16 protein-coding genes, 7 tRNA genes and 2 pseudogenes are annotated in these 17,919 nt (G+C 71.1%); 10 read left to right on the top strand and 15 right to left on the bottom strand.

Annotated features, from left to right (window positions below; translation table 11 throughout):
• Positions 1 to 22: 22 nt before the first annotated feature.
• Positions 23 to 1,704: pseudogene (locus ACZ3H8_RS22775) on the bottom strand (fibronectin type III domain-containing protein).
• Positions 1,705 to 2,039: 335 nt separating this feature from the next.
• Here ACZ3H8_RS22775 and ACZ3H8_RS22770 point away from each other — a divergent pair.
• The gene (locus ACZ3H8_RS22770) at positions 2,040 to 4,349 is read left to right on the top strand and encodes a glycosyl hydrolase family 18 protein (protein WP_467404544.1); all 2,310 of its coding nucleotides are present in this window, start codon (positions 2,040 to 2,042) and stop codon (positions 4,347 to 4,349) included.
• Between the two features lie 65 nt (positions 4,350 to 4,414).
• Here the strand turns inward: ACZ3H8_RS22770 and ACZ3H8_RS22765 are convergent.
• Both ACZ3H8_RS22765 and ACZ3H8_RS22760 read right to left on the bottom strand, forming a co-directional pair.
• Positions 4,415 to 4,486: transfer RNA gene (locus ACZ3H8_RS22765), tRNA-Val, on the bottom strand.
• Between the two features lie 39 nt (positions 4,487 to 4,525).
• Positions 4,526 to 4,972: an SRPBCC family protein gene (locus ACZ3H8_RS22760; protein WP_398991404.1), complete on the bottom strand. Its 447-nt coding sequence runs from the start codon at positions 4,970 to 4,972 to the stop codon at positions 4,526 to 4,528.
• Positions 4,973 to 5,063: 91 nt separating this feature from the next.
• Between ACZ3H8_RS22760 and ACZ3H8_RS22755 the strand changes: the two genes are divergently transcribed.
• Positions 5,064 to 7,787 (top strand): SCO7613 C-terminal domain-containing membrane protein, encoded by a 2,724-nt coding sequence (locus ACZ3H8_RS22755; protein ID WP_467404541.1) that lies wholly within the window; start codon positions 5,064 to 5,066, stop codon positions 7,785 to 7,787.
• 54 nt (positions 7,788 to 7,841) lie between these two features.
• On the opposite strand, the gene ACZ3H8_RS22750 is transcribed toward ACZ3H8_RS22755, so the two are convergent.
• A tRNA-Val gene (locus ACZ3H8_RS22750) sits at positions 7,842 to 7,916 on the bottom strand.
• A gap of 54 nt (positions 7,917 to 7,970) precedes the next feature.
• Positions 7,971 to 8,450 carry a TIGR02611 family protein gene (locus tag ACZ3H8_RS22745; protein WP_467404540.1) on the bottom strand — a complete coding sequence of 160 codons (480 nt, stop codon included), beginning with the start codon at positions 8,448 to 8,450 and terminating at the stop codon, positions 7,971 to 7,973.
• Between the two features lie 190 nt (positions 8,451 to 8,640).
• On the opposite strand from ACZ3H8_RS22745, the gene ACZ3H8_RS22740 reads away from it, so the two are divergent.
• Entirely contained in the window at positions 8,641 to 9,054 is a 414-nt protein-coding gene (locus tag ACZ3H8_RS22740) for an SsgA family sporulation/cell division regulator (protein WP_003959770.1), read from the top strand.
• 191 nt (positions 9,055 to 9,245) lie between these two features.
• Entirely contained in the window at positions 9,246 to 9,806 is a 561-nt protein-coding gene (locus tag ACZ3H8_RS22735) for a CGNR zinc finger domain-containing protein (RefSeq protein ID WP_467404537.1), read from the top strand.
• 3 nt (positions 9,807 to 9,809) lie between these two features.
• Here ACZ3H8_RS22735 and ACZ3H8_RS22730 read toward each other — a convergent pair whose 3' ends face one another.
• Together ACZ3H8_RS22730 and ACZ3H8_RS22725 are read right to left on the bottom strand one after the other, a co-directional pair.
• Complete coding sequence (locus ACZ3H8_RS22730; protein WP_398991396.1) at positions 9,810 to 9,962, bottom strand: hypothetical protein; 153 nt, start codon at positions 9,960 to 9,962, stop codon at positions 9,810 to 9,812.
• Positions 9,963 to 10,068: 106 nt separating this feature from the next.
• Positions 10,069 to 10,512, bottom strand: a complete 444-nt coding sequence (locus ACZ3H8_RS22725; protein ID WP_467404808.1) for a hypothetical protein — start codon at positions 10,510 to 10,512, stop codon at positions 10,069 to 10,071.
• Positions 10,513 to 10,678: 166 nt separating this feature from the next.
• Here ACZ3H8_RS22725 and ACZ3H8_RS22720 point away from each other — a divergent pair, with 166 nt between their 5' ends.
• The gene (locus ACZ3H8_RS22720; protein WP_467404534.1) at positions 10,679 to 11,203 is read left to right on the top strand and encodes a DsbA family protein; all 525 of its coding nucleotides are present in this window, start codon (positions 10,679 to 10,681) and stop codon (positions 11,201 to 11,203) included.
• Here ACZ3H8_RS22720 and ACZ3H8_RS22715 read toward each other — a convergent pair.
• From ACZ3H8_RS22715 to ACZ3H8_RS22705, 3 genes are read right to left on the bottom strand one after another with little or no spacing between them, the layout of a single operon-like run.
• Complete coding sequence (locus tag ACZ3H8_RS22715) at positions 11,200 to 12,039, bottom strand: GNAT family N-acetyltransferase (RefSeq protein ID WP_467404532.1); 840 nt, start codon at positions 12,037 to 12,039, stop codon at positions 11,200 to 11,202. The two genes, ACZ3H8_RS22720 and ACZ3H8_RS22715, sit on opposite strands and share 4 nt — an antisense overlap.
• A 43-nt stretch (positions 12,040 to 12,082) precedes the next feature.
• On the bottom strand, positions 12,083 to 12,913 hold the full coding sequence (locus ACZ3H8_RS22710) for an aminotransferase class IV (RefSeq protein WP_467404529.1): 831 nt from the start codon (positions 12,911 to 12,913) through the stop codon (positions 12,083 to 12,085).
• Complete coding sequence (locus ACZ3H8_RS22705) at positions 12,914 to 13,969, bottom strand: chorismate-binding protein (RefSeq protein WP_467404526.1); 1,056 nt, start codon at positions 13,967 to 13,969, stop codon at positions 12,914 to 12,916.
• A 145-nt stretch (positions 13,970 to 14,114) separates the two neighbouring features.
• Between ACZ3H8_RS22705 and ACZ3H8_RS22700 the strand changes: the two genes are divergently transcribed.
• The 5 genes from ACZ3H8_RS22700 (at position 14,115) to ACZ3H8_RS22680 (ending at position 14,558) form a co-directional block, all read left to right on the top strand.
• A tRNA-Gly gene (locus ACZ3H8_RS22700) sits at positions 14,115 to 14,187 on the top strand.
• Between the two features lie 33 nt (positions 14,188 to 14,220).
• Positions 14,221 to 14,294 (top strand) — tRNA-Cys (locus ACZ3H8_RS22695).
• A gap of 1 nt (position 14,295) precedes the next feature.
• A tRNA-Val gene (locus ACZ3H8_RS22690) sits at positions 14,296 to 14,367 on the top strand.
• A gap of 20 nt (positions 14,368 to 14,387) precedes the next feature.
• Positions 14,388 to 14,459 (top strand) — tRNA-Val (locus ACZ3H8_RS22685).
• Positions 14,460 to 14,483: 24 nt separating this feature from the next.
• Positions 14,484 to 14,558, top strand: a tRNA-Val gene (locus ACZ3H8_RS22680).
• A gap of 59 nt (positions 14,559 to 14,617) precedes the next feature.
• On the opposite strand, the gene ACZ3H8_RS22675 is transcribed toward ACZ3H8_RS22680, so the two are convergent.
• The 5 genes and pseudogenes from ACZ3H8_RS22675 to ACZ3H8_RS22655 form a co-directional block, all read right to left on the bottom strand.
• On the bottom strand, positions 14,618 to 14,752 hold the full coding sequence (locus ACZ3H8_RS22675) for an MFS transporter small subunit (protein ID WP_467404806.1): 135 nt from the start codon (positions 14,750 to 14,752) through the stop codon (positions 14,618 to 14,620).
• Positions 14,701 to 15,489: pseudogene (locus ACZ3H8_RS22670) on the bottom strand (MFS transporter); the annotation flags it as partial. The pseudogene ACZ3H8_RS22670 and the gene ACZ3H8_RS22675, both read right to left, overlap by 52 nt.
• A 159-nt stretch (positions 15,490 to 15,648) precedes the next feature.
• Positions 15,649 to 15,915: a TFIIB-type zinc ribbon-containing protein gene (locus ACZ3H8_RS22665; RefSeq protein WP_467404523.1), complete on the bottom strand. Its 267-nt coding sequence runs from the start codon at positions 15,913 to 15,915 to the stop codon at positions 15,649 to 15,651.
• Positions 15,916 to 15,983: 68 nt separating this feature from the next.
• Entirely contained in the window at positions 15,984 to 16,946 is a 963-nt protein-coding gene (locus ACZ3H8_RS22660; RefSeq protein ID WP_467404522.1) for a phosphotransferase family protein, read from the bottom strand.
• A gap of 616 nt (positions 16,947 to 17,562) precedes the next feature.
• Positions 17,563 to 17,769, bottom strand: a complete 207-nt coding sequence (locus tag ACZ3H8_RS22655) for a hypothetical protein (RefSeq protein WP_356231938.1) — start codon at positions 17,767 to 17,769, stop codon at positions 17,563 to 17,565.
• Positions 17,770 to 17,919: the final 150 nt, after the last annotated feature.

Below are 17,919 nucleotides of genomic sequence, written 5' to 3'. Positions count from 1 at the left end.
GGGCCGCCGGACCGGCCCGGCGTCAGCCGGTGAATCCCGCGGTGATGGAGGTGAACTGCCAGTTGCTCTGGCTGATCCCGGAGCAGTTGCTCACCACTCCGCCGCCGGGGCAGGGACGGTCACGGTTGACCGACCAGTACGCGAGGCGGGCGATGTGGTGGGAGTTGGCCCAGTCCTTGATCTGGGTCCAGGTCGCCGGGCTGGTGAGTTCCTGCTGGTCGCTGAGACCGTTCATGCCCGAGATGCCGATATGGGCGTAGGCGGTGGCGTCCGACCAGCCGAAGGTGCTCTTCAGCTTGGTCTTCAGCCCCTCGGTGGCGTTCACGGTGTTGCCGTACATGTCGGCGCCGCCGCCGAAGTCGAAGGGCATGATGGTGAAGACGTCGATGTCCGCCTGGAGCGCACCCGCCCGCTCGATGAGCCGGTTGCCCCACCAGGTCGGCCCGGTGGTGCTCGTGCCGAAGGTGAGGATCGTCCTCAGGCCGGGGTTGTTCTGCTTGACGATCTTCAGTGCGCCGAGAATCCGGTCCTGGACGACCTCGTTCTCGAACTCGTCGCTGTTCTCGATGTCGACGTCGATCGCCTTCAGCCCATAGGCGTTGATCACCTTTTGATAGGCGCCGGCCAGGGCCTCGGGCGTGGAGCAGTTCGGGCCGAGCTTGTTGCCGCTCCAGCCGCCGATGGACGGGACGATGTCACCGCCCGCGCCGCGGATCGCGTTGATGGTGGACTGATCGGTGCCACCGGCGAGCGGACGCGTGCCGTCCCAGGCGGGGTTGCAGCCGCCGGAGGAAAGGATGAAGGCCATGGTGAACCACTTGATGCCGGTGGCGCTCATCACCGAGGTGGCACTGGGCGGGTCGCCCCAGCCCAGATAGAGGTACGGGGCCGCCTGCTTGAAGCCGGTGCCGCCGCCACCGCCCGCGTCGGTCGTCACACTAAGGCGGACGAGGCCGGGGAGAGATTGCCGGCCGCGTCACGGGCGCGGACGGTGAAGCTGTACGAGGTGCTGGCCGCAAGGCCGCTGACGGTGGCGCTGGTGCCGGTCACCGTGGTCACGTTGGTGGTTCCGCGGTACACGTCGTAGCCGGTGACGCCGACATTGTCGGACGACGCGTTCCAGGCCAGCGAGACACTGGAGGACGTCTTGCCGGTGGAGCGCAGATTCGTGGGCGCCGTGGGTGCCTGGGTGTCGCCGCCTCCTCCGCCGCCGGGACCGTCGAGGCTGATGTCGTCGGCGTAGTAAGTGCCCTGCGCGTACCAGCCGTTGAGATGGATCTCGGCGGTGGTCTGGGCCGCGCCGGTGGTGAAGGAGACCGACAGCTGGGTGTAGGCGGTGGCGGACGGGGTCCAGGTCGACGGCCCGCCGGTCACGCCGAGGTACACATAGTTGCCGCGCACCCAACCCGAGAGCGTGTAGGCGGTGTTGGGCTGCACGGCGACGGTCTGGGTGCACTTGGCGTTGTCGCTCGCGCTCGCGGCGCCGGCCAGCGCCTTCGTACCGCTGTGCACGGGGCTGCTCACCACCGAGCCGAGTCCGCCGGTGCAGGACCAGCCGGAGAGGGAGCCTGTTTCGAAGCCGGGATTGCTGAGCAGGTTGGCGGCCTGGGCCGTGCCGGGCACGGAGAGGGTGGCGGCTGCGGCGAGCAGTGCCGCGCCGAGGCCGGCCAGTAGTCGATTTCGGATACGCACGTGACCTCCCAGTGAGGGGCGGGTGCGGGTCGACGGACCTGACGCTGCGCCACGATTGGTCTGGACCTGCGTGGCGGATTGAAGCGGAGCGACGCATCCCCGTCAAGAGAAGGCACGGGGCAACCAGCGTCGCCCGGTGGGGAGTTGAAGACCGTTGGCAAAGGAGCGGCAAAATCGCCGAAGATTGGTCTATGCCTTTCCGGGGGCCGGAGCGCGGCGAATCCCTTCCCGGCAGGTCATTGGTACAGCGCTCCCGCCCGCGGGGCCGTTGACGCGGTCGTGACACTTAAGTTTCTTGAGAAGCAGAGACACGGGACGTCCCTCCCCACCCCACACCTAGGAGAGCCGTGTCCACTGCAATCGGATCGAGATCTCTGCCGCCGCCCCGGCGCCGGCTCCTCGCCGTACTCACCGCACTCGTGCTCGCACTTGCCGGGCTCACCGGGCTGGCAGCCAATCCCGCACAGGCCGCGGGCCCGCTCACCGCCTCGTTCACCAGTGCCGACAACGGCTCCTGGTGGAAGGGCACCTACATCGTCAAGAACAGCACCGGGACCCCGGTCACCGGCTGGACCCTCGAATTCGATCTGCCGCCCGGGGTGACGATCAGCCAGCACTACAACGGGACGGCGACGGTCAGCGGTTCGCACGTGACCGTAACGCCCGCCTACTACAACACCACCGTCCCGGCGAACGGCACCACCGAGCCGTACAGCTACTGGTTCGTCGCCTCCGGACCGATCACCGCACCGACCGGCTGCCTCGTCAACGGCGACAAGTGCGACGGAAGCCCCGCCAGACCGCCGTCCGCACCGGGCGGCCTGGCCGTCACCGACACCACGGCCCGCACGGTGAGCCTGAAGTGGAACGCCGCGGCCCCCGGCGACTTCCCCGTCGCCTCCTACGAGGTACTGAGAGGCACCACCGTGGTCGCCGCCGTCGCCACGACCTCGGCCACCGTCCGTGAGCTGACCCCGGCCACGGCCTACAGCTTCGCCGTCCGCGCCAAGGACACCCGAGGCAACCTCGGACCGGTCGGCGCCGCGGTCACCGCGACCACCGTCGACCCGGCGAGCGACACCGTCCCGCCCACCGCCCTCGCCAACCTGCGCAGCACAGCGGTGACTTCCAGCACCGTCGCCCTGTCGTGGAACGCCTCCACCGACAACAACCGAATCGCGGCGTACGACGTCTACCGGGGCACGACCCTGGTCGCGGGCATCCCGGCGACCTCCCTCAGCACGACGATCACCGGCCTGGCGCCCGCCACCCGGTACGACTTCACCGTCAGGGCCCGGGACGCGGCCGACAACGCGTCCCCGGCGAGCAACACCCTGACCGTCACCACCGCCGACCCGGTCGGCGACGGCGGGCACGCGACCGTCGGATACTTCGTCCAGTGGGGCATCTACGGCCGCCAGTACTTCGTCAAGAACCTCGACACCTCCGGAGCCGCGGCCAAGCTCGATGTCGTCAACTACGCGTTCGGCAACGTCGATCCGGTCAACCTCACCTGCCTGAGCGGTGTCACCAAGGGCGTCTCGGGCAATCCGCAGGACCCCAATGAGGGCGACGGGGCCGGTGACGCCGAGGCGGACTACGGTCGTGCCTTCGCCGCATCGCAGTCGGTGGACGGGGTGGCCGACGACGGCTGGGCCAAGCTGCGCGGCAACTTCAACCAGCTGAAGAAGCTCAAGGCCAAGCACCCGCACCTCAAGGTCGTCATCTCGCTGGGCGGCTGGACCTACTCGAAGTACTTCTCCGACGTCGCCGCCACCGACGCCTCGCGGAAGAAGTTCGTGAAGTCCTGCATCGACCTGTACATCAAGGGAGACCTGCCCGCGTACAACGGCGCCGGCGGAGCGGGCGTCGCCGCAGGGATCTTCGACGGCATCGACCTGGACTGGGAGTGGCCCGGCTCACCCGACGGCCATCCCGGCAACCACTGGAGCACCGCGGACAAGGCCAACAACACCGCCCTGATCGCGGAGTTCCGCAGGCAGCTCGACGCCCTGGGCGGCGAGCACAAGCTGCTGACCGCCTTCACCCCGGCCGACCCGAAGAAGATCGACGCAGGCTGGGACCTGTCGAAGATCTTCGGCGATCTGGACATCGCCAATGTCCAGGGCTATGACTTCCACGGCGCGGGCAGCGCCAACTCCTGGGAGCCGAACCGCACCGGCCACCAGGCCAACCTCTACCCCGACGCCCAGTCTCCGTACGCCAACGACTTCAGCATCGACGGCGCCGTGAAGGCGTACACCACCGCCGGAGTGAGTCCGCGGAAGCTGACCATCGGCTTCCCCTTCTACGGCCGCGGCTGGAAGGAGGTCGCCGCCGGCGGCGTCAACGGCGAATGGCAGAGCGCCAATGGCGCGGCCCCCGGCCAGTTCGCGGAGGAGGCCGGTACGCGCGGGTACCAGAACCTCGTCACCGGCGTCCCGAATCTCACGGTCGTCCACGACACCCAGTCGGTGGCCACCTACGGCTATCAGGGCCCGGGAGGCCAGTGGTGGTCCTTCGACGACACCTGGTCCATCGGCCAGAAGGCGGCGTACATCAAGTCGAAGGGGCTGCTGGGCGGGATGATCTGGGAGATGTCGGGTGACACCCCGGGCGGAGCCCTGCTCGGTGCCCTGCACAGCGGACTCCAGTAACACCGCCAACGGCGCCCGAAAAGCGTAGAGGCCGGTCCGTCAGCTGACGGACCGGCCTCTCCCGGTGGGCGATACTGGGTTCGAACCAGTGACCTCTTCGGTGTGAACGAAGCGCTCTCCCACTGAGCTAATCGCCCGGGAACGGACTGAACCATACAGGCCCCCGCGGGCTTCCTTCAAACTCCCCCGAGGTACGCCGCAAGACCGCGCCGCCCGCCGCGCATCATCGCCGCGTGGTTGGCGCGAAAGACCGGCCGGCAGGGCAGCGCCAGCCGCCTCATCAGCGGCTTGCACACCTCCACCTCCTGTTCGTACAGCGCCCGGGTGCCGCTGCCGCGCGCCGTAAGCGTCCACCGCGCCCAGCCCTCCAGGTCCCCCGCCATCCCCACTTCGAGCACCCCGGCCGCCGGGTCGCGCCGCTGAGCGCGGGCGGTGACGAGCAGTTCGTACGGAAGGAAGGAGCGGAAGCGCGCGGTGCCGGTGATCTCGTCGAGCGCGGTGACCTCGCGGACCTGCGGCCACCACCGGGGGTATTCCTCGGCCCGTTCCAGCACCTCGTACACGGCGGCGGGTCCTGCGGTCAGATCCCAGACGCTGCGGAAGCGGTAGCGACACCAGTCCATGCTCCAAGTCTGCGCCTGCGGGGGCGTACTCACCCACGACCTGAGTATCCGCACCCATGCCGTGCGGTGTGGCGCGGGCCACACTCCGACCATGGAGAACGTTCCGCCACCCGCCGAGGAACTGGCGATCCTCGACCGCGAGCTGGTCCAACTGGACGCTCGCCGGGCCCAGTTGCTGGCCCGCAGAGCCTGGCTGCTCACCGCGATACTGCAGTCGCAGCCCGCCGCCCCGCCGGCGGCGCGGCCCTTCGGCGCGCCGCCGCCGCCGCCCGAGACGTCCCCGCCGAGCGTGCAGAATCTGCTGCTCACCCTCGGCGGGATTCTGCTGACCATCGCGGCGATCGCATTCACGCTGGTCAGCTGGGGACACCTGGGTATCGGCGGGCGCTCCGCGGTGCTCGGCGCGGTGACGGTCGCGGCACTGGCCGCCCCGGTCGCGCTGCTGCGCCGGGGGCTCGCCTCGACGGCGGAGGCGGTGGCCGGTCTCGGCCTGGTCCTGATGGTGCTCGACGCGTACGCCCTGCACCGGGTGGCGCTGCCGGACACCGGCGGGCTGGGATACGCGGCCTTCGCCTCGGCCGCGCTCGCCGCGCTCTGGTCCGCGTACGGTCTCTCGCTGGACCGGCTGCGCACTCCCCTGCCGGTGGCCGTGCTGACCGCTCAACTCCCGCTTCCGCTCTGGGCGCTGACCGCTTCCGCGGGCGCGCCGCCGATGGAGTGGGCCCTGCTGGCGACCGCCGCGCTCGATGTCGTGGTCGCGCTGTCGGCGAAGCGGGCGGGCGTCCGGGGAATCGCCACCACCGCTGCCGCGGCGACGGGCGGCTGGGCGCTGCTGATCGGCTGCTGGCAGTCGGTGACGGCGGCCACGCCGTCGGCCGCGGTCGCCCCTGCCGCACTGCTGCTCGCGGCGGCGGGTGTGGCGCTGTTCGCGGCCTTGCGGTCGCCTGCGGCTGCTACCGCCGCGTCCGTTGTAGCGGGCCTCGCGGCGATCGCGGCGGTCGGCGGCGTGGCTCGGGCAGGGGTGCCGGAGGGGTGGTCGGTCCTGGGGTATCTGCTGTGTGCGGTGGCTCTGTTGGGCCTTGTACGGATGGGAGTACCGCGGGGTCTGCGCCCGGGCCTGGCGAGCGCGTCGGCCGCGGTCCACGCCGCGGCGGCGCTCTCGGCGCTGCCCCTGGTCGCCCTCACCCTGGCGGGTCCGCTAACAGTCCTGGACACCATCTGGTCGGGCACGCCGACGGACGCCCGCGGGGCGCTGGGCCTGGATCTCCCGGAATCGGGCCTGCCGGCGACACCGCTGGTCCTGCTGATCGTGGCAGCGACCCTGACGACGGCCTCCCGCTGGTCACCCGCCACCGAGGGCTCGCCCGCCGGGGCTCTCGGAGCGGCCGCGGGAGCCGCCCCGCCTGCCGGAACCCCCGGCGCGGCCGGAGCCCCTTCCGGCACGGCCGCCGGACCCCCGGAGCGCCACCCCGGCCACGCCGCCGGGACACCGCCCACGCCTACCGGCCCGGCAAGCGACGCCCCCCGCCCCTCGGGCGCGTCCGCCCCGGAGGGCCACCCCGGCACGCCCGCCGGGCCCTCCCCCACGCCCACCGGCCCGGTCGGCCCGCCCACCCCGGACGCGGCCGCCCAGCCCGCCCGGGGGGCGGCTCCCGGCCTGGTGGCCCCCGGCCCCGGGCTGCGTAGCCTCGCCGTTCCCGTGGCCCTCGGGCTCGCATGGGCCGGCCTGCTCGTTGTGCCGCCCGCGCTGGACCTCGGGTACGCCGCGACCGTGGCGCTCCATGTGCTCCTGACCGTCGCCGCGCTGGCCCTCACCGTGCGGCCGGCGTGGATCGCCCGGCACGCCCCGTCCGGCCCCGTCGTCGGCCTCGGCTGCGCCCTCGGAAGCGGCGTCAGCGTCGCGCTGCTGTCCCTGGCCATGCGCCCGGCCACGTTCGCGGTGCTTGGCACCCTGGCCGCCGTCCTCACCACCGCCGCGGTCGCGACACGGGCCGGGCGCGCAGTGCAGGCCGTCCTCGCCTGCGCCGCCACCGGCTTCGCGACCGCCCTCGTCGGTGCTGTCGCCGGGGGCGCCGAACTCCCGCTCCACCAAGCCGCGTTGGTGCTCCTCGCCATCCCCGCCGCCGTGGCTCTCCTCGCCGCCCGGCTCGGCCGGCACCCCGTCGCACTCCCGATGGAGCTCACCGGTGCCGCCGCGGGCCTGCTCGCGGTCGGCCTCGCCGCCGGAGACCGCCCGACGCTCGCCCTGGTGCTGGCGCTCTGCGGCGTGATCGCCGCGGGCACGGCGGTGCGGGCCGAGCGCCGCCCGGCGGCCGGGTATCTCGCGGCGGTGCTGTTCGTGCTGGCCACCTGGGTACGGCTGTACGCCGCGGACGTCGCGAGCCCCGAGGCGTACACCCTCCCGGTGACCGTCCCCGCGCTCGCCGTCGGTGTGCTGCGCCGCCGCCGCGACCCGGAGGCGTCGTCCTGGACGGCGTACGGCCCCGGTCTCGCCGCGACGCTGCTGCCGAGCCTCCTCGCGGCCTGGGGCGACGAGCACTGGCTGCGTCCGCTGCTGCTCGGCGTCGCGGCCCTGGCCGTCACGCTCACCGGCGCCCGGCTGCGCCTCCAGGCGCTGCTGGTGCTCGGCGGCGCGGTGCTCGCCCTCGACGCGCTGCACGAGCTCGCGCCGTACGTCGTCCAGGTCGTCGGCGCGCTCCCCCGCTGGCTGCCGCCGGCGCTCGCCGGACTGCTGCTGCTCGCCGTCGGCGCGACCTACGAGCAGCGGCTGCGCGACGCCCGCAAGCTGCGCGACACCCTCGGCCGGATGCGCTGAGGGCCGCGAAAACGCCGAAGGCCCGGAGACGTCAAGTCTCCGGGCCTTCGGTCCTGGTGGGCGATACTGGGTTCGAACCAGTGACCTCTTCGGTGTGAACGAAGCGCTCTCCCACTGAGCTAATCGCCCGGGCGCACCGCAAACATTACCCGATGTCAGCGGGTCCCCCTGACCATTTTCCGGTCACTCCTTGATCTTCCAGGGCATCACGATCCCGAACTTCCAGAGGTAGATTCCGACCAGCACCGCGACGATCACGAGACCGATCGTGGTGAGGATGATGTTCCGTCGCCGCACCTTGGGATCGAGTGCTCGCTGCGCCGCCTCGGTCACTTTTCGCTTGGTCCAGCGCAGCACCAACTGCGCCCAGACGAACTCGGTCGCCCAGATCGCGATGCCGCCGAAGATCACCAGCCAGCCGGGGCCCGGCAGCGGCAGCATCACGATGCCCGCGCCTACGACCGCGAGGCCGACGATGAAGACGCCGACCTGCCAGCTCAGGTGCAGCGGCTTGGACCGCTTGATGAAGTGGGGCGCCTTCGAGCCGAGCTCCGGCTCCTCCGCGGCCACCACATCCACCACGTCGCCCGTCCCGTCCCCCGTCGCGGGTTTCGGGTCCGTCGCCGCGACGGCCTCCCCCCGCTCGTCACTCTCCGCATTCATGGACTCAAACCTACCGGATTGAACCCGATCACTGGAATGGCCGTATAACACAAAGTGAGGCACCGCCGTACGAGCGACATGAAGGATCACAAAACGGTCAGAGGGGTTTACAACGGCACCGTAGGTGGCATGTCGATTTCGCCGACGTGCGAACCCCCGAGCGCACACTGAGCGAAAGGCCCTGGCGCTTATGAACACCACGGTCAGCTGCGAGCTGCACCTGCGCCTCGTTGTATCGAGCGAGTCTTCACTGCCTGTACCCGCGGGCCTGCGGTATGACACGGCCGATCCCTATGCCGTGCACGCCACCTTCCACACCGGAGCCGAAGAGACGGTCGAGTGGGTCTTCGCCCGCGACCTTCTCGCTGAGGGTCTGCACCGGCCCACCGGCACGGGCGACGTCCGAGTCTGGCCGTCCCGCAGCCACGGCCAGGGCGTTGTCTGCATCGCGCTGAGCTCCCCGGAGGGCGAAGCCCTGCTCGAGGCCCCGGCGCGGGCCCTGGAGTCGTTCCTGAAGCGGACCGACGCCGCGGTGCCACCGGGCACCGAGCATCGTCACTTCGATCTCGACACGGAGCTTTCGCACATCCTGGCCGAAAGCTGAGCCAGGCAGCGACCTGCACGGCGCCGTCCTACTCGGGGAGACGGCGCCGCGCGGACAACCACATACGGAACACACCGGCGCCGTCACCGCGGATTCCATCGCGGCGACGGCGTCGCTGCGCTCTCGGCGCGAACCGCTAGAGTCAGCGCAATTCGGCGGGCACCGGCCCGCAGCAGGCCAGGGAGCGAATCGTGCTGATTCCCCATGACACCCGGATCGCCCTCAACACCGTCGTCGATCTGGTGAACACCGCACCGGAGAGCGAGCAGCAGGGCGACGGGCTCGCGGACGTCGCCGCGCTGTACGACTTCGTGCGCAGCCACGACGTCAGCGGCGTGGGCGAACTGAACCAGCGGGACCTCAAGGCGGTGCACGGCGTACGGACCCAGTTCGCGGAGATCTTCGCGGCGCCCGACGGCCGCACCGCGGCCGAGCTGGTCAATGAGCTGGTGGCGGCCGCGGGGACCACCCCGCAGCTCACCGACCACGATGGCTACGACTGGCATGTGCACTACTTCGCGCCGGGCGCGTCGGTTGCCGACCATCTTGCCGCGGACTGCGGGATGGCGCTGGCCTTCATCGTTGTCGCGGGCGAGCAGGAGCGGCTGCGGCGGTGCGACGCGCCGGACTGCGGGCGCGCGTTCGTCGATCTGTCGCGCAATCGCTCGCGCCGCTACTGCGACAGCCGCACCTGCGGCAACCGCCTGCATGTCGCCGCGTACCGCGCGCGCCGCAAGGAAGCGGCCGGCTGAGGCTCACAGCAGAAACAGATCGTGTACCGCGGCCATGAGCAGCAAGAAGCCGATCACCGCGAGGAAGATCATCAGGGGTGGCTGGGAGAGCGCGAAGAGGCAGCCACGCGGCTCTTCGGTCGGTGTGGGGGCCTGGCCCCGGGAGGTATCGAGCATCTCGGGGTGATGATGTCGCAGCCCGGCCCCTCATGATCGACCAACACGCCCCGCGACTGCGGGAGTTCATTCAGATCCCGTGCTCGATGCCGTGCCGGATGCTGTGCTAGATGCCGTGCTTCTTCAGGATCGCCTCGATGTCGCTGAAGTCGTCGCCGGAACCGGCGGCCTTCCGCTTGGCCACGGGCTGCGCGGCCGGACGGCCCGCCTGCCCGAGTGAGGGCGCGGACGACTCGGGCGCGACCGCCTCGCGCTGCGCCGACTTCGCGGCCTTGCGCTCCTTGCGGGTGCCGACGCCGCGCCGTTCGACGGCCCGGGTCGTCATGAAGAGCAGCCACGCGCCGCCCAGCAGGCCGAAGCCGATCCACGCGGACGGGCTGAAGGCCGTGTCGACGGCCCATTCGACGGCGCCGGTCAGCACCAGGCCGATCGGGACCAGGGAGTAGGCGGCTATCCGGGTCGCGGCCAGGAAACGCTTGCGGTACGCCGTGATCGCGGCGATGCCCAGGCCCGCCGCGGACACCGCGGAGAAAATGGTCTCGGCAATCATCCGGTCCTCCAGGCTTCGGCGGGCATGGTCGGTCGTCCCTATCCATCGTGCACCGTCCGGCGGCGTGCGGGCCACGGTCCCGTACGACCTCAGGGAGATCTCCGGGACGGCCTCCTCCCCAGGTCCCGGTCGGGGGTGCACGCCGCAGGGCTGGGAGACTGGTCCCATGAGCGACTCCACCAACGCCCGCCCCGTCGTACTCGACGTCTGGTGCGAGCTCCAGTGCCCCGACTGCCGCAGCGCCCTGGATGATCTGCGGGCCCTGCGCGAGCGCTACGGCGACCGGCTGGAGCTGCGGCTGCGGCACTTCCCCCTCGACAAGCACAAGCACGCCTTCACCGCCGCCCAGGCCGCCGAGGAGGCTGCCGAACAGGGCAAGGGCTGGCCGTATGTGGAGGCCGTGCTCGCGCGTACCGAGGAGCTGGCGGCGAAGGGCGAGCCGTTTCTGCTGGAGGTCGCGCGTGAACTGGGCCTGGACACCGAGGAGTTCGACACCGCCCTGATCGACGGGCGGCACATCCTGATCGTCGACGCCGACCACGCCGAGGGCAAGGCGATCGGCGTCACCGGCACTCCGACGTACGTCGTCGACGGCGAGCGCCTGGACGGCGGCAAGAGCCAGGAGGGGCTGCGGGCGCGCATCGAGGAGATCGCCGACCGACTGCTCGCCGGCTCCGGGTCCAACTCCTAGAGCAGCGGCTTGAAGAGGTTGACGGCGGTCGTTTCGTAGCCGAGCGACTCGTAGAGGCTGATCGCCGGGGTGTTGCCGGAGAAGACATGCAGTGCGAGCAGGCGCATCCCGGCGTCGAGCGAGACCCGCTCGGCGAGCAGCATCAGGGAACGCCCGTGGCCCTGTCCCCGATGTCCGTCGACGACTTGGACGTCGTACACGAACGACGCGTGCTCGCCGAAGCGGGCCTCGCGCCGCCCGACGAAGAGGTGGCCCACGATCACGCCGTCATGGACCAGGAAACGCAGCGAGGTCCCTGGGGTGGCGAGGCCGTCGGGCAGGCTCTCGAGGTGGTCGGCCTCGGACTTGGCGCGCGCCTCCTCGGCCGGAACGCCGCGGTCGATCCAGCTCTGTGCATAGCTCTCGACGGCCTGAGCCCGCCACTGTGCGAACTCCGCCTCGCTCATCGGACGGCCTTCGACGTGCGCGGGCAGAGCGGGCGGCTCCGCGGGAAGCGCCTTGCGCATGCTGCGGCTGCGTTCGATGTAGCCGAGTGCGCTCGTCAGCCGCCGCGCGGCGGTGGCGTCGGGCGGTACGGATGTCAGTACCTGGGTGCACCCCCAGCCGCGCAGCACCTCTTCGGCGGCGAGGGCGGCGACGGTCCCGCGTCCGCGCCGCCGGTCCGCCTCGTCGATCCGCAGCGAGCGTATGGCGCCGGCCTTGGCGCTGAGCGCCGGGAAAGTGGCGATCTCGATCCTGCCGACAGGACGGCCGTTCACGCAGATCTCGTACGTGCGTGACTTCGCGCCGTCGGCCTCGTGCTGAATCGGCCCGGTCGGCCGCAGGGTGGTGGTCATCAGGGGTGTTCTACCCGCCTCCGAGGCCACCCGTCACGAAGTTTTACGGAGCCTTCGGATCGCTGTCGGCGGCCGCGCGCTCCTCGAAGATCCGCATCGCCTTGGCGGTCACCGGTCCCGGCGCGTGCGCGAGCTCCCGCCCGTCGATCCGCCCAACCGCCTGTACGTCGCGGAGGGTGGACGTCAGGAAGACCTCATCGGCCCGGTCCAGCACGTCGAACGGCAGGTCGGCCTCCCTGGCACCCGCCCATTCCACGGTCAGCGCGCGGGTGATGCCCGCCAGACAGCCGGAGGAGACGGGCGGGGTGTACAACTCACCGTCGAGTACGACGAAGACGTTGGAGCCGGTGCCCTCGCAGAGCTCTCCGACGGTGTTGGCAAAGAGCGCCTCGGACGCCCCCTGCTCACTCGCCCTGACGAGTGCGACGACATTCTCCCCATACGACGTCGTCTTCAGCCCGGCCAGTGCGCCACGCTCATTGCGCGTCCAGGGAACGGTGATCACGGCCGTGGTGTCGGGGCGCCGCTCGGTCTCGCCCAGCGCGACGACGAGGGTCGGACCCTCGGTGCCGCGGTCGGAGCCGAGGGGCGAGGTACCGCCGGTGTACGTGATGCGCAGCCGGCCAAGAGCCATGGGGTTGGCTTCCAGCACGGCCGCGCAGGCGTGCCCCACCTCGTCGTGGTCCGGGTCCGGCAGGCAGAGACCGCGGGCCGAGCGGGTCAGCCGGTCGAGGTGCTGGGTGAGGGCAAAGGGCTGCCCGTGGACGGCCTTGATCGTCTCGAAGATGCCGTCGCCCACGGTCAGACCGTGGTCGAACACGGACACCCGGGCGTCGTCGGCGTCCGTGAGTGCGCCATTGAGCCAGAGCTTCATCTAGCTGGTCCTTCCGCTCGCCTCGTACGCTCCCGACGCTACCGTGAGCAGTCGGGAAGCCTTCAGCTCGGTCTCCTCCCACTCGCGCTCGGGGTCGGAGCCCCAGGTGATCCCGGCGCCGGTGCCGAAGCGGAGCACCGGCCCGCCGACCGGGGCGCGGTCGATCCAGAAGGTGCGTATGCCGACGGCGAGCTCGCCGGCGCCGCGGTCGGCGTCGACCCAGCCGATGCCTCCGCAGTACGGTCCGCGAGGCGCCGTCTCCAGCGCCTCGATGATCTTCAGAGCACTTGACTTGGGCGCGCCGGTCACCGAGCCCGGCGGGAAGGTGGCCGTCAGGAGCTCCTGCCAGCCCGCCTTGGGCCCCAGCTCCGCGCGCACGGTGGAGACGAGGTGCACAAGTCCAGGATGCGACTCGACCGCGCAAAGCGCAGGGACGGTCACCGTGCCCGTGGCACTCACCCGCCCCAGGTCGTTGCGGACCAGGTCCACGATCATCACGTTCTCCGCGTAATCCTTCTCCAGCAGATCGTCGACGGTGCGTCCGGTGCCCTTGATCGGCCCGGACTCGACGGTCTGCCCGTCCCGGCGCAGATACAGCTCGGGCGAGGCGGTGGCGATCTCCACGCCGTGCGCGGGCAGCCGAATGGTTCCGGCGTACGGAGCGGGGTTGCCCCGCGCCAGCAGGGCGGTCAGCGCGTCGACGTCGGCGGCGTCCGGGTCGGGCAGCGGCGCGGAGAGAATTCGGCAGAGGTTCGCCTGATAGACCTCGCCCGCCGCGATGTGCTCGCGGATGCGCCGGACGCCGGCGGAGTACGCGGCGCGGTCCAGCGAGGACGTCCAGTCGCCCGCCGCCGGGCCCCGCCACCGCCCCGGCACGGGCTCAGGCACCGGCTCCGTACGCACATCGCCGAAGCGGGCGCAGGTCAGACCGCCCTCGAAGTCTGCGGCGACGGCCCAGAAGCCGGCGGAGTCGAGTGCTTCGGGGTCGCTGGTGACATCCCTGAGGTCTGATGCGAGGAGGCTGCCGAAGCGGGCCAAAGGAGCGAGGTCATGCACGTCTGTGAGTCTATGGCGGGCGCCGATGTGCCGCTGCGGCGTGAACACACCTCAGCACGCTGCGGAAACGCGTTTTTGTGCTGGCCCAGGAATCCGCTAGAGTTCAACACGTCGCCGGGCCGCGGGAGCGGGCCGGAACCGACAAGCGGACGTGGCTCAGTTGGTAGAGCATCACCTTGCCAAGGTGAGGGTCGCGAGTTCGAATCTCGTCGTCCGCTCGAAGGGGGATCTTCCCGAACCCCTGCACTCAGGGTGGAGTGGCCGAGAGGCGAGGCAACGGCCTGCAAAGCCGTCTACACGGGTTCAAATCCCGTCTCCACCTCCAAGGACGATTAGCTCAGCGGGAGAGCGCTTCCCTGACACGGAAGAGGTCACTGGTTCAATCCCAGTATCGTCCACTGGATCCGTAAGGATTCGCGCGCGATTAGCTCAGCGGGAGAGCGCTTCCCTGACACGGAAGAGGTCACTGGTTCAATCCCAGTATCGCGCACGCAGCACAACGCAAGATCGTCCCGCGCGATTAGCTCAGCGGGAGAGCGCTTCCCTGACACGGAAGAGGTCACTGGTTCAATCCCAGTATCGCGCACCAGCCAGAACCCCCGGCCGCATCGACGGCCGGGGGTTCTGTCGTTGCCGGGGCCAAGCCCCTCACCCCGTGAAGAGCTGGGTGGCCTTGCGGATCAGCTCGTACAGGCCGTAGCCGAACGGGACGGCGACCCAGAGCCAGACCGCGGCGCCGAGCGCCCTACGACTCCTGGTGCTGGGGCTGCGACGTTCATGCAGAGGACCACCCACAGGCACCAGAACTGCGGGGTGCGCAGGGCGTTCCTCGCGGAGACGTGGGCGGTGGTGATCAGGGCGCGGGTCTGCTGCTTCGGCTGCGGGCCTGGGTGCTGCCAGCCCTGTGGCGGTACGCGTACGAGCGCGACGCCGAGGGACATGAACACGGCGTACGCCAGACCGTGGACAAGGAAGGCGGTGGCGATGCCGGAGCTGTCCGAACCGAAGGTCTCCAGCATCTGGGTGGACCAGGGCGACGCGATCAGCGCGCCGCCGCCGAAGCCCATGATGGCGATTCCGGTTGCCATGCCGGGGCGGTCCGGGAACCACTTGATGAGGGTGGAGACCGGGGAGATGTAGCCGATGCCGAGGCCGATGCCGCCGATGAAGCCGTAGCCGAGGACGACGAGCCAGTACTGGCGGGTGGCGGCGCCGAAGGCGGCGATCAGGAAGCCGGAGGAGAAGCAGACGAGGGAGACGAACATGGCCCAGCGCGGGCCGTTGCGTTCGACGAGGGTGCCGCCGAAGGCCGCGGAGAGGCCGAGCATGACGATGCCCAGCTGGAACGGGAGAGCGCTGGCGGTGCCGGAGAGGCCGAGCGATGACTCGAGCGGGGGCTTGAACACGCTCCAGGCGTAGGCCTGTCCGATGGCGAGATGGACCGAGAGCGCGGCCGGTGGGACGAGCCAGCGGCTCCAGCCCGGGGGTGCGACTGTGCGGGACCTGTCGAGGAAGGTCATGGTTCCGCACCATAGACATCGGCCATGTCCATGACTAGGTCGCGGACGAAATCCCGTCGACGGTATGCAAGTTGTCGGTATGCAATGCGGGCCCGGGCGGAGTGCCCGGGCCCGCAGCGCGGTTTCAGCGGTGGTTCAGGTGGCGGTTCAGGAGGGGGTTCAGGAGGAGAAGAGCATCCGGCCGAAGCCCTTCTGGCGGTGGTGTCCGCCGTGATGAGGGGCGCCCCAGGCGGGCGCGGGGGCGACCGGGTAGGCCTGCGCGGCGGGCGGCGGGGGCGGGGCCTGGGTCCACTGCGACTCGAGGCGGGTCAGGGACTCCAGCTCGCCGTAGTCGAGGAATATCCCCCGGCAGCCGCTGCACTGCTCGATCTGGACGCCGTTGCGGTTGTAGGTGTGCATCGCTGCATGGCACTTGGGACACTGCATGGTCTGCTCAGCTCCTCGCCGTTCGGTCGACGTCGCCGGGATGCATGCCCGGTGACGAGGAGTTCAGACTACGACCCAGGCTCGAACTCCAACTCGGCCGGGAGGGCCGCGATTCGGGCGCAGGCGTCGATCACGGCCTCCTCGACGTCGTCCGGATCGCGGTGTTCCGCGGCGGATTTCGCCAGGGCGAGGGCGGCGGTCTGGATGGTCAGTGCGCGGGCGGGGACGTCGAGTTGGGGCCACGGATCGGCGTCTGCGCGGACCGCCTGGCCGTCTGCGGCTGTGTACGCCCCGAGGAACCGCTGCCAGATCTCTGGGGGCAGCAGACCGGCGGCGTACCAGGCGGCAGGGCGGGCCAGGTCCCAGGCGGGGTCGCCGAGGCCGAGATCGTCGACGTCGATCAGCAGCCAGGGGCCGGCAGGGGCAGGGTGGCGGACGAGCTGGCCCAGGTGGAGGTCGCCGTGGCAGAGGGTGCTGTTGCGTGGCGACGGGGCCTCGTCGCGTGCCCAGGCGGGGAGCCGCTCCCAGGCACGCTGGACGGTGGCGGCCGCGGGGTGGTCCGCCGCCGCGCGCATCCGCGCGAGGGCCCGGGCGGCCTTGGCGGGGCCGCGCATGGGCGGGAGGGGGCCGGGGAGTTCGACGGGGTCGACGCGGTGGAGCCGGGCGAGCAGCGCCCCGGCGTCCTCCCAGGGGGCGGCGTCGGGGTCCGTGGGGTCCACGGGCACGCCGTACGGCCAGGCCGTGACGGGCCGGCCGCGGACATCCCGTACCCGGAGCGGGAGCGGTGGAAGCAGGATCCCGTCGAGGCGCGGGTGCGCGGCGACGGCGATGCGGGCGCGGTGTCCGTCCGGGTCGGTGCCGGGTGCGTGCGCCTTGGCGACGGCGTCCCCGTGCCGTACGACAGCGCCGTCGTCCCGGTCCGCGAGCACGGCCTCGTCCCGCCCACAGGCCCGGCAGGCGGGGCGCGGACCTGGCAGATGCGCGGCGTCGCGGGCGGCGTCGGCGAGCGCGCGTACGACGGATGCGGTCACGGTGTCCCCCGGGGGTGGTGCGGTCCGGCTGGGAGCGTACGCGGTGGGGCGGGGGGCTGTTTCCCCTACCCGCCCCTTCCCGAAACTGGGGGCTGACGCCCCCAGACCCCCCGGAGGGGGCAAGGTTACGTGGGGGCTGACGCCCCCACACCCCCAAGGCGCCGGCTTCGCGGCGCAGAACCCGCACCCCCAGAGCGTGAAGGGTCACGCGGGCTTCGCGGCGCGGAGCACCGCACCCCTGGGCGTGAAGGGTTACGTGGGGGCTGACGCTCCCGACTCCGAAGGCGCGAGCTTCGCGGCCCAGAGCACCGTTACGTGAGGCTGACGACCCCGCACCCCCAACGCGCCGGCTTCGCGGCCCAGATACCCCCCAACGGGTGTGAAGGGGTTACGTGAGGGGCTGACACTCCCCACTTCCGAGGCGCCGGCTTCGCAGCGCGGAACCCGCACCCCCGGTCGCGCCGGCGAGGGGCCGCGAGTGGACGTGGGCAGCGCGATGGCCGGTCAGCTCCCCAGCTGACCGGCCAAACGCTGCCGTCCGCCGCACCCCCGTCCCCACGGGGTTGTTGGCCGGATGTCCCCGTCCCGGACCGCTCTTCCGGGCCCGGGGCGCCGCTCAGCGCCCCAGCATCACGCCCACGGACGACGCTTGTGTGACCACCGCTTCCCAGCCGCCGAAGGCGACCACCAGCAGTGCCGCCAGAGGAAGGACCATGGCCGTCGCCACCAACGGGTGGCGCCTGCCTGACGGACGGCCGCCGAACGCGGCAAATGCCTTGCGTCCCTGCGTGCGGATGATGGTCCGCGATGCCGTGTCCGCCATGGTCCCTCTCCTGTTCGTATGGGCAGCGGCGGGTGTCTGACCTCGGGGGACGAGTGCTGCACCCGCCGCTTGAATTCAAGATTAGGCAAGCGACAAGGCCCGGTCGTCATGCCCGCGTACCCATTGCCGGGCCTCCCGGAGGATGAGCCG

Source organism: Streptomyces sp. NPDC002868 (assembly GCF_055563295.1).
Note: the sequence above shows the minus strand (reverse complement) of the source record. Positions and strands in the feature narration are given on the sequence as shown.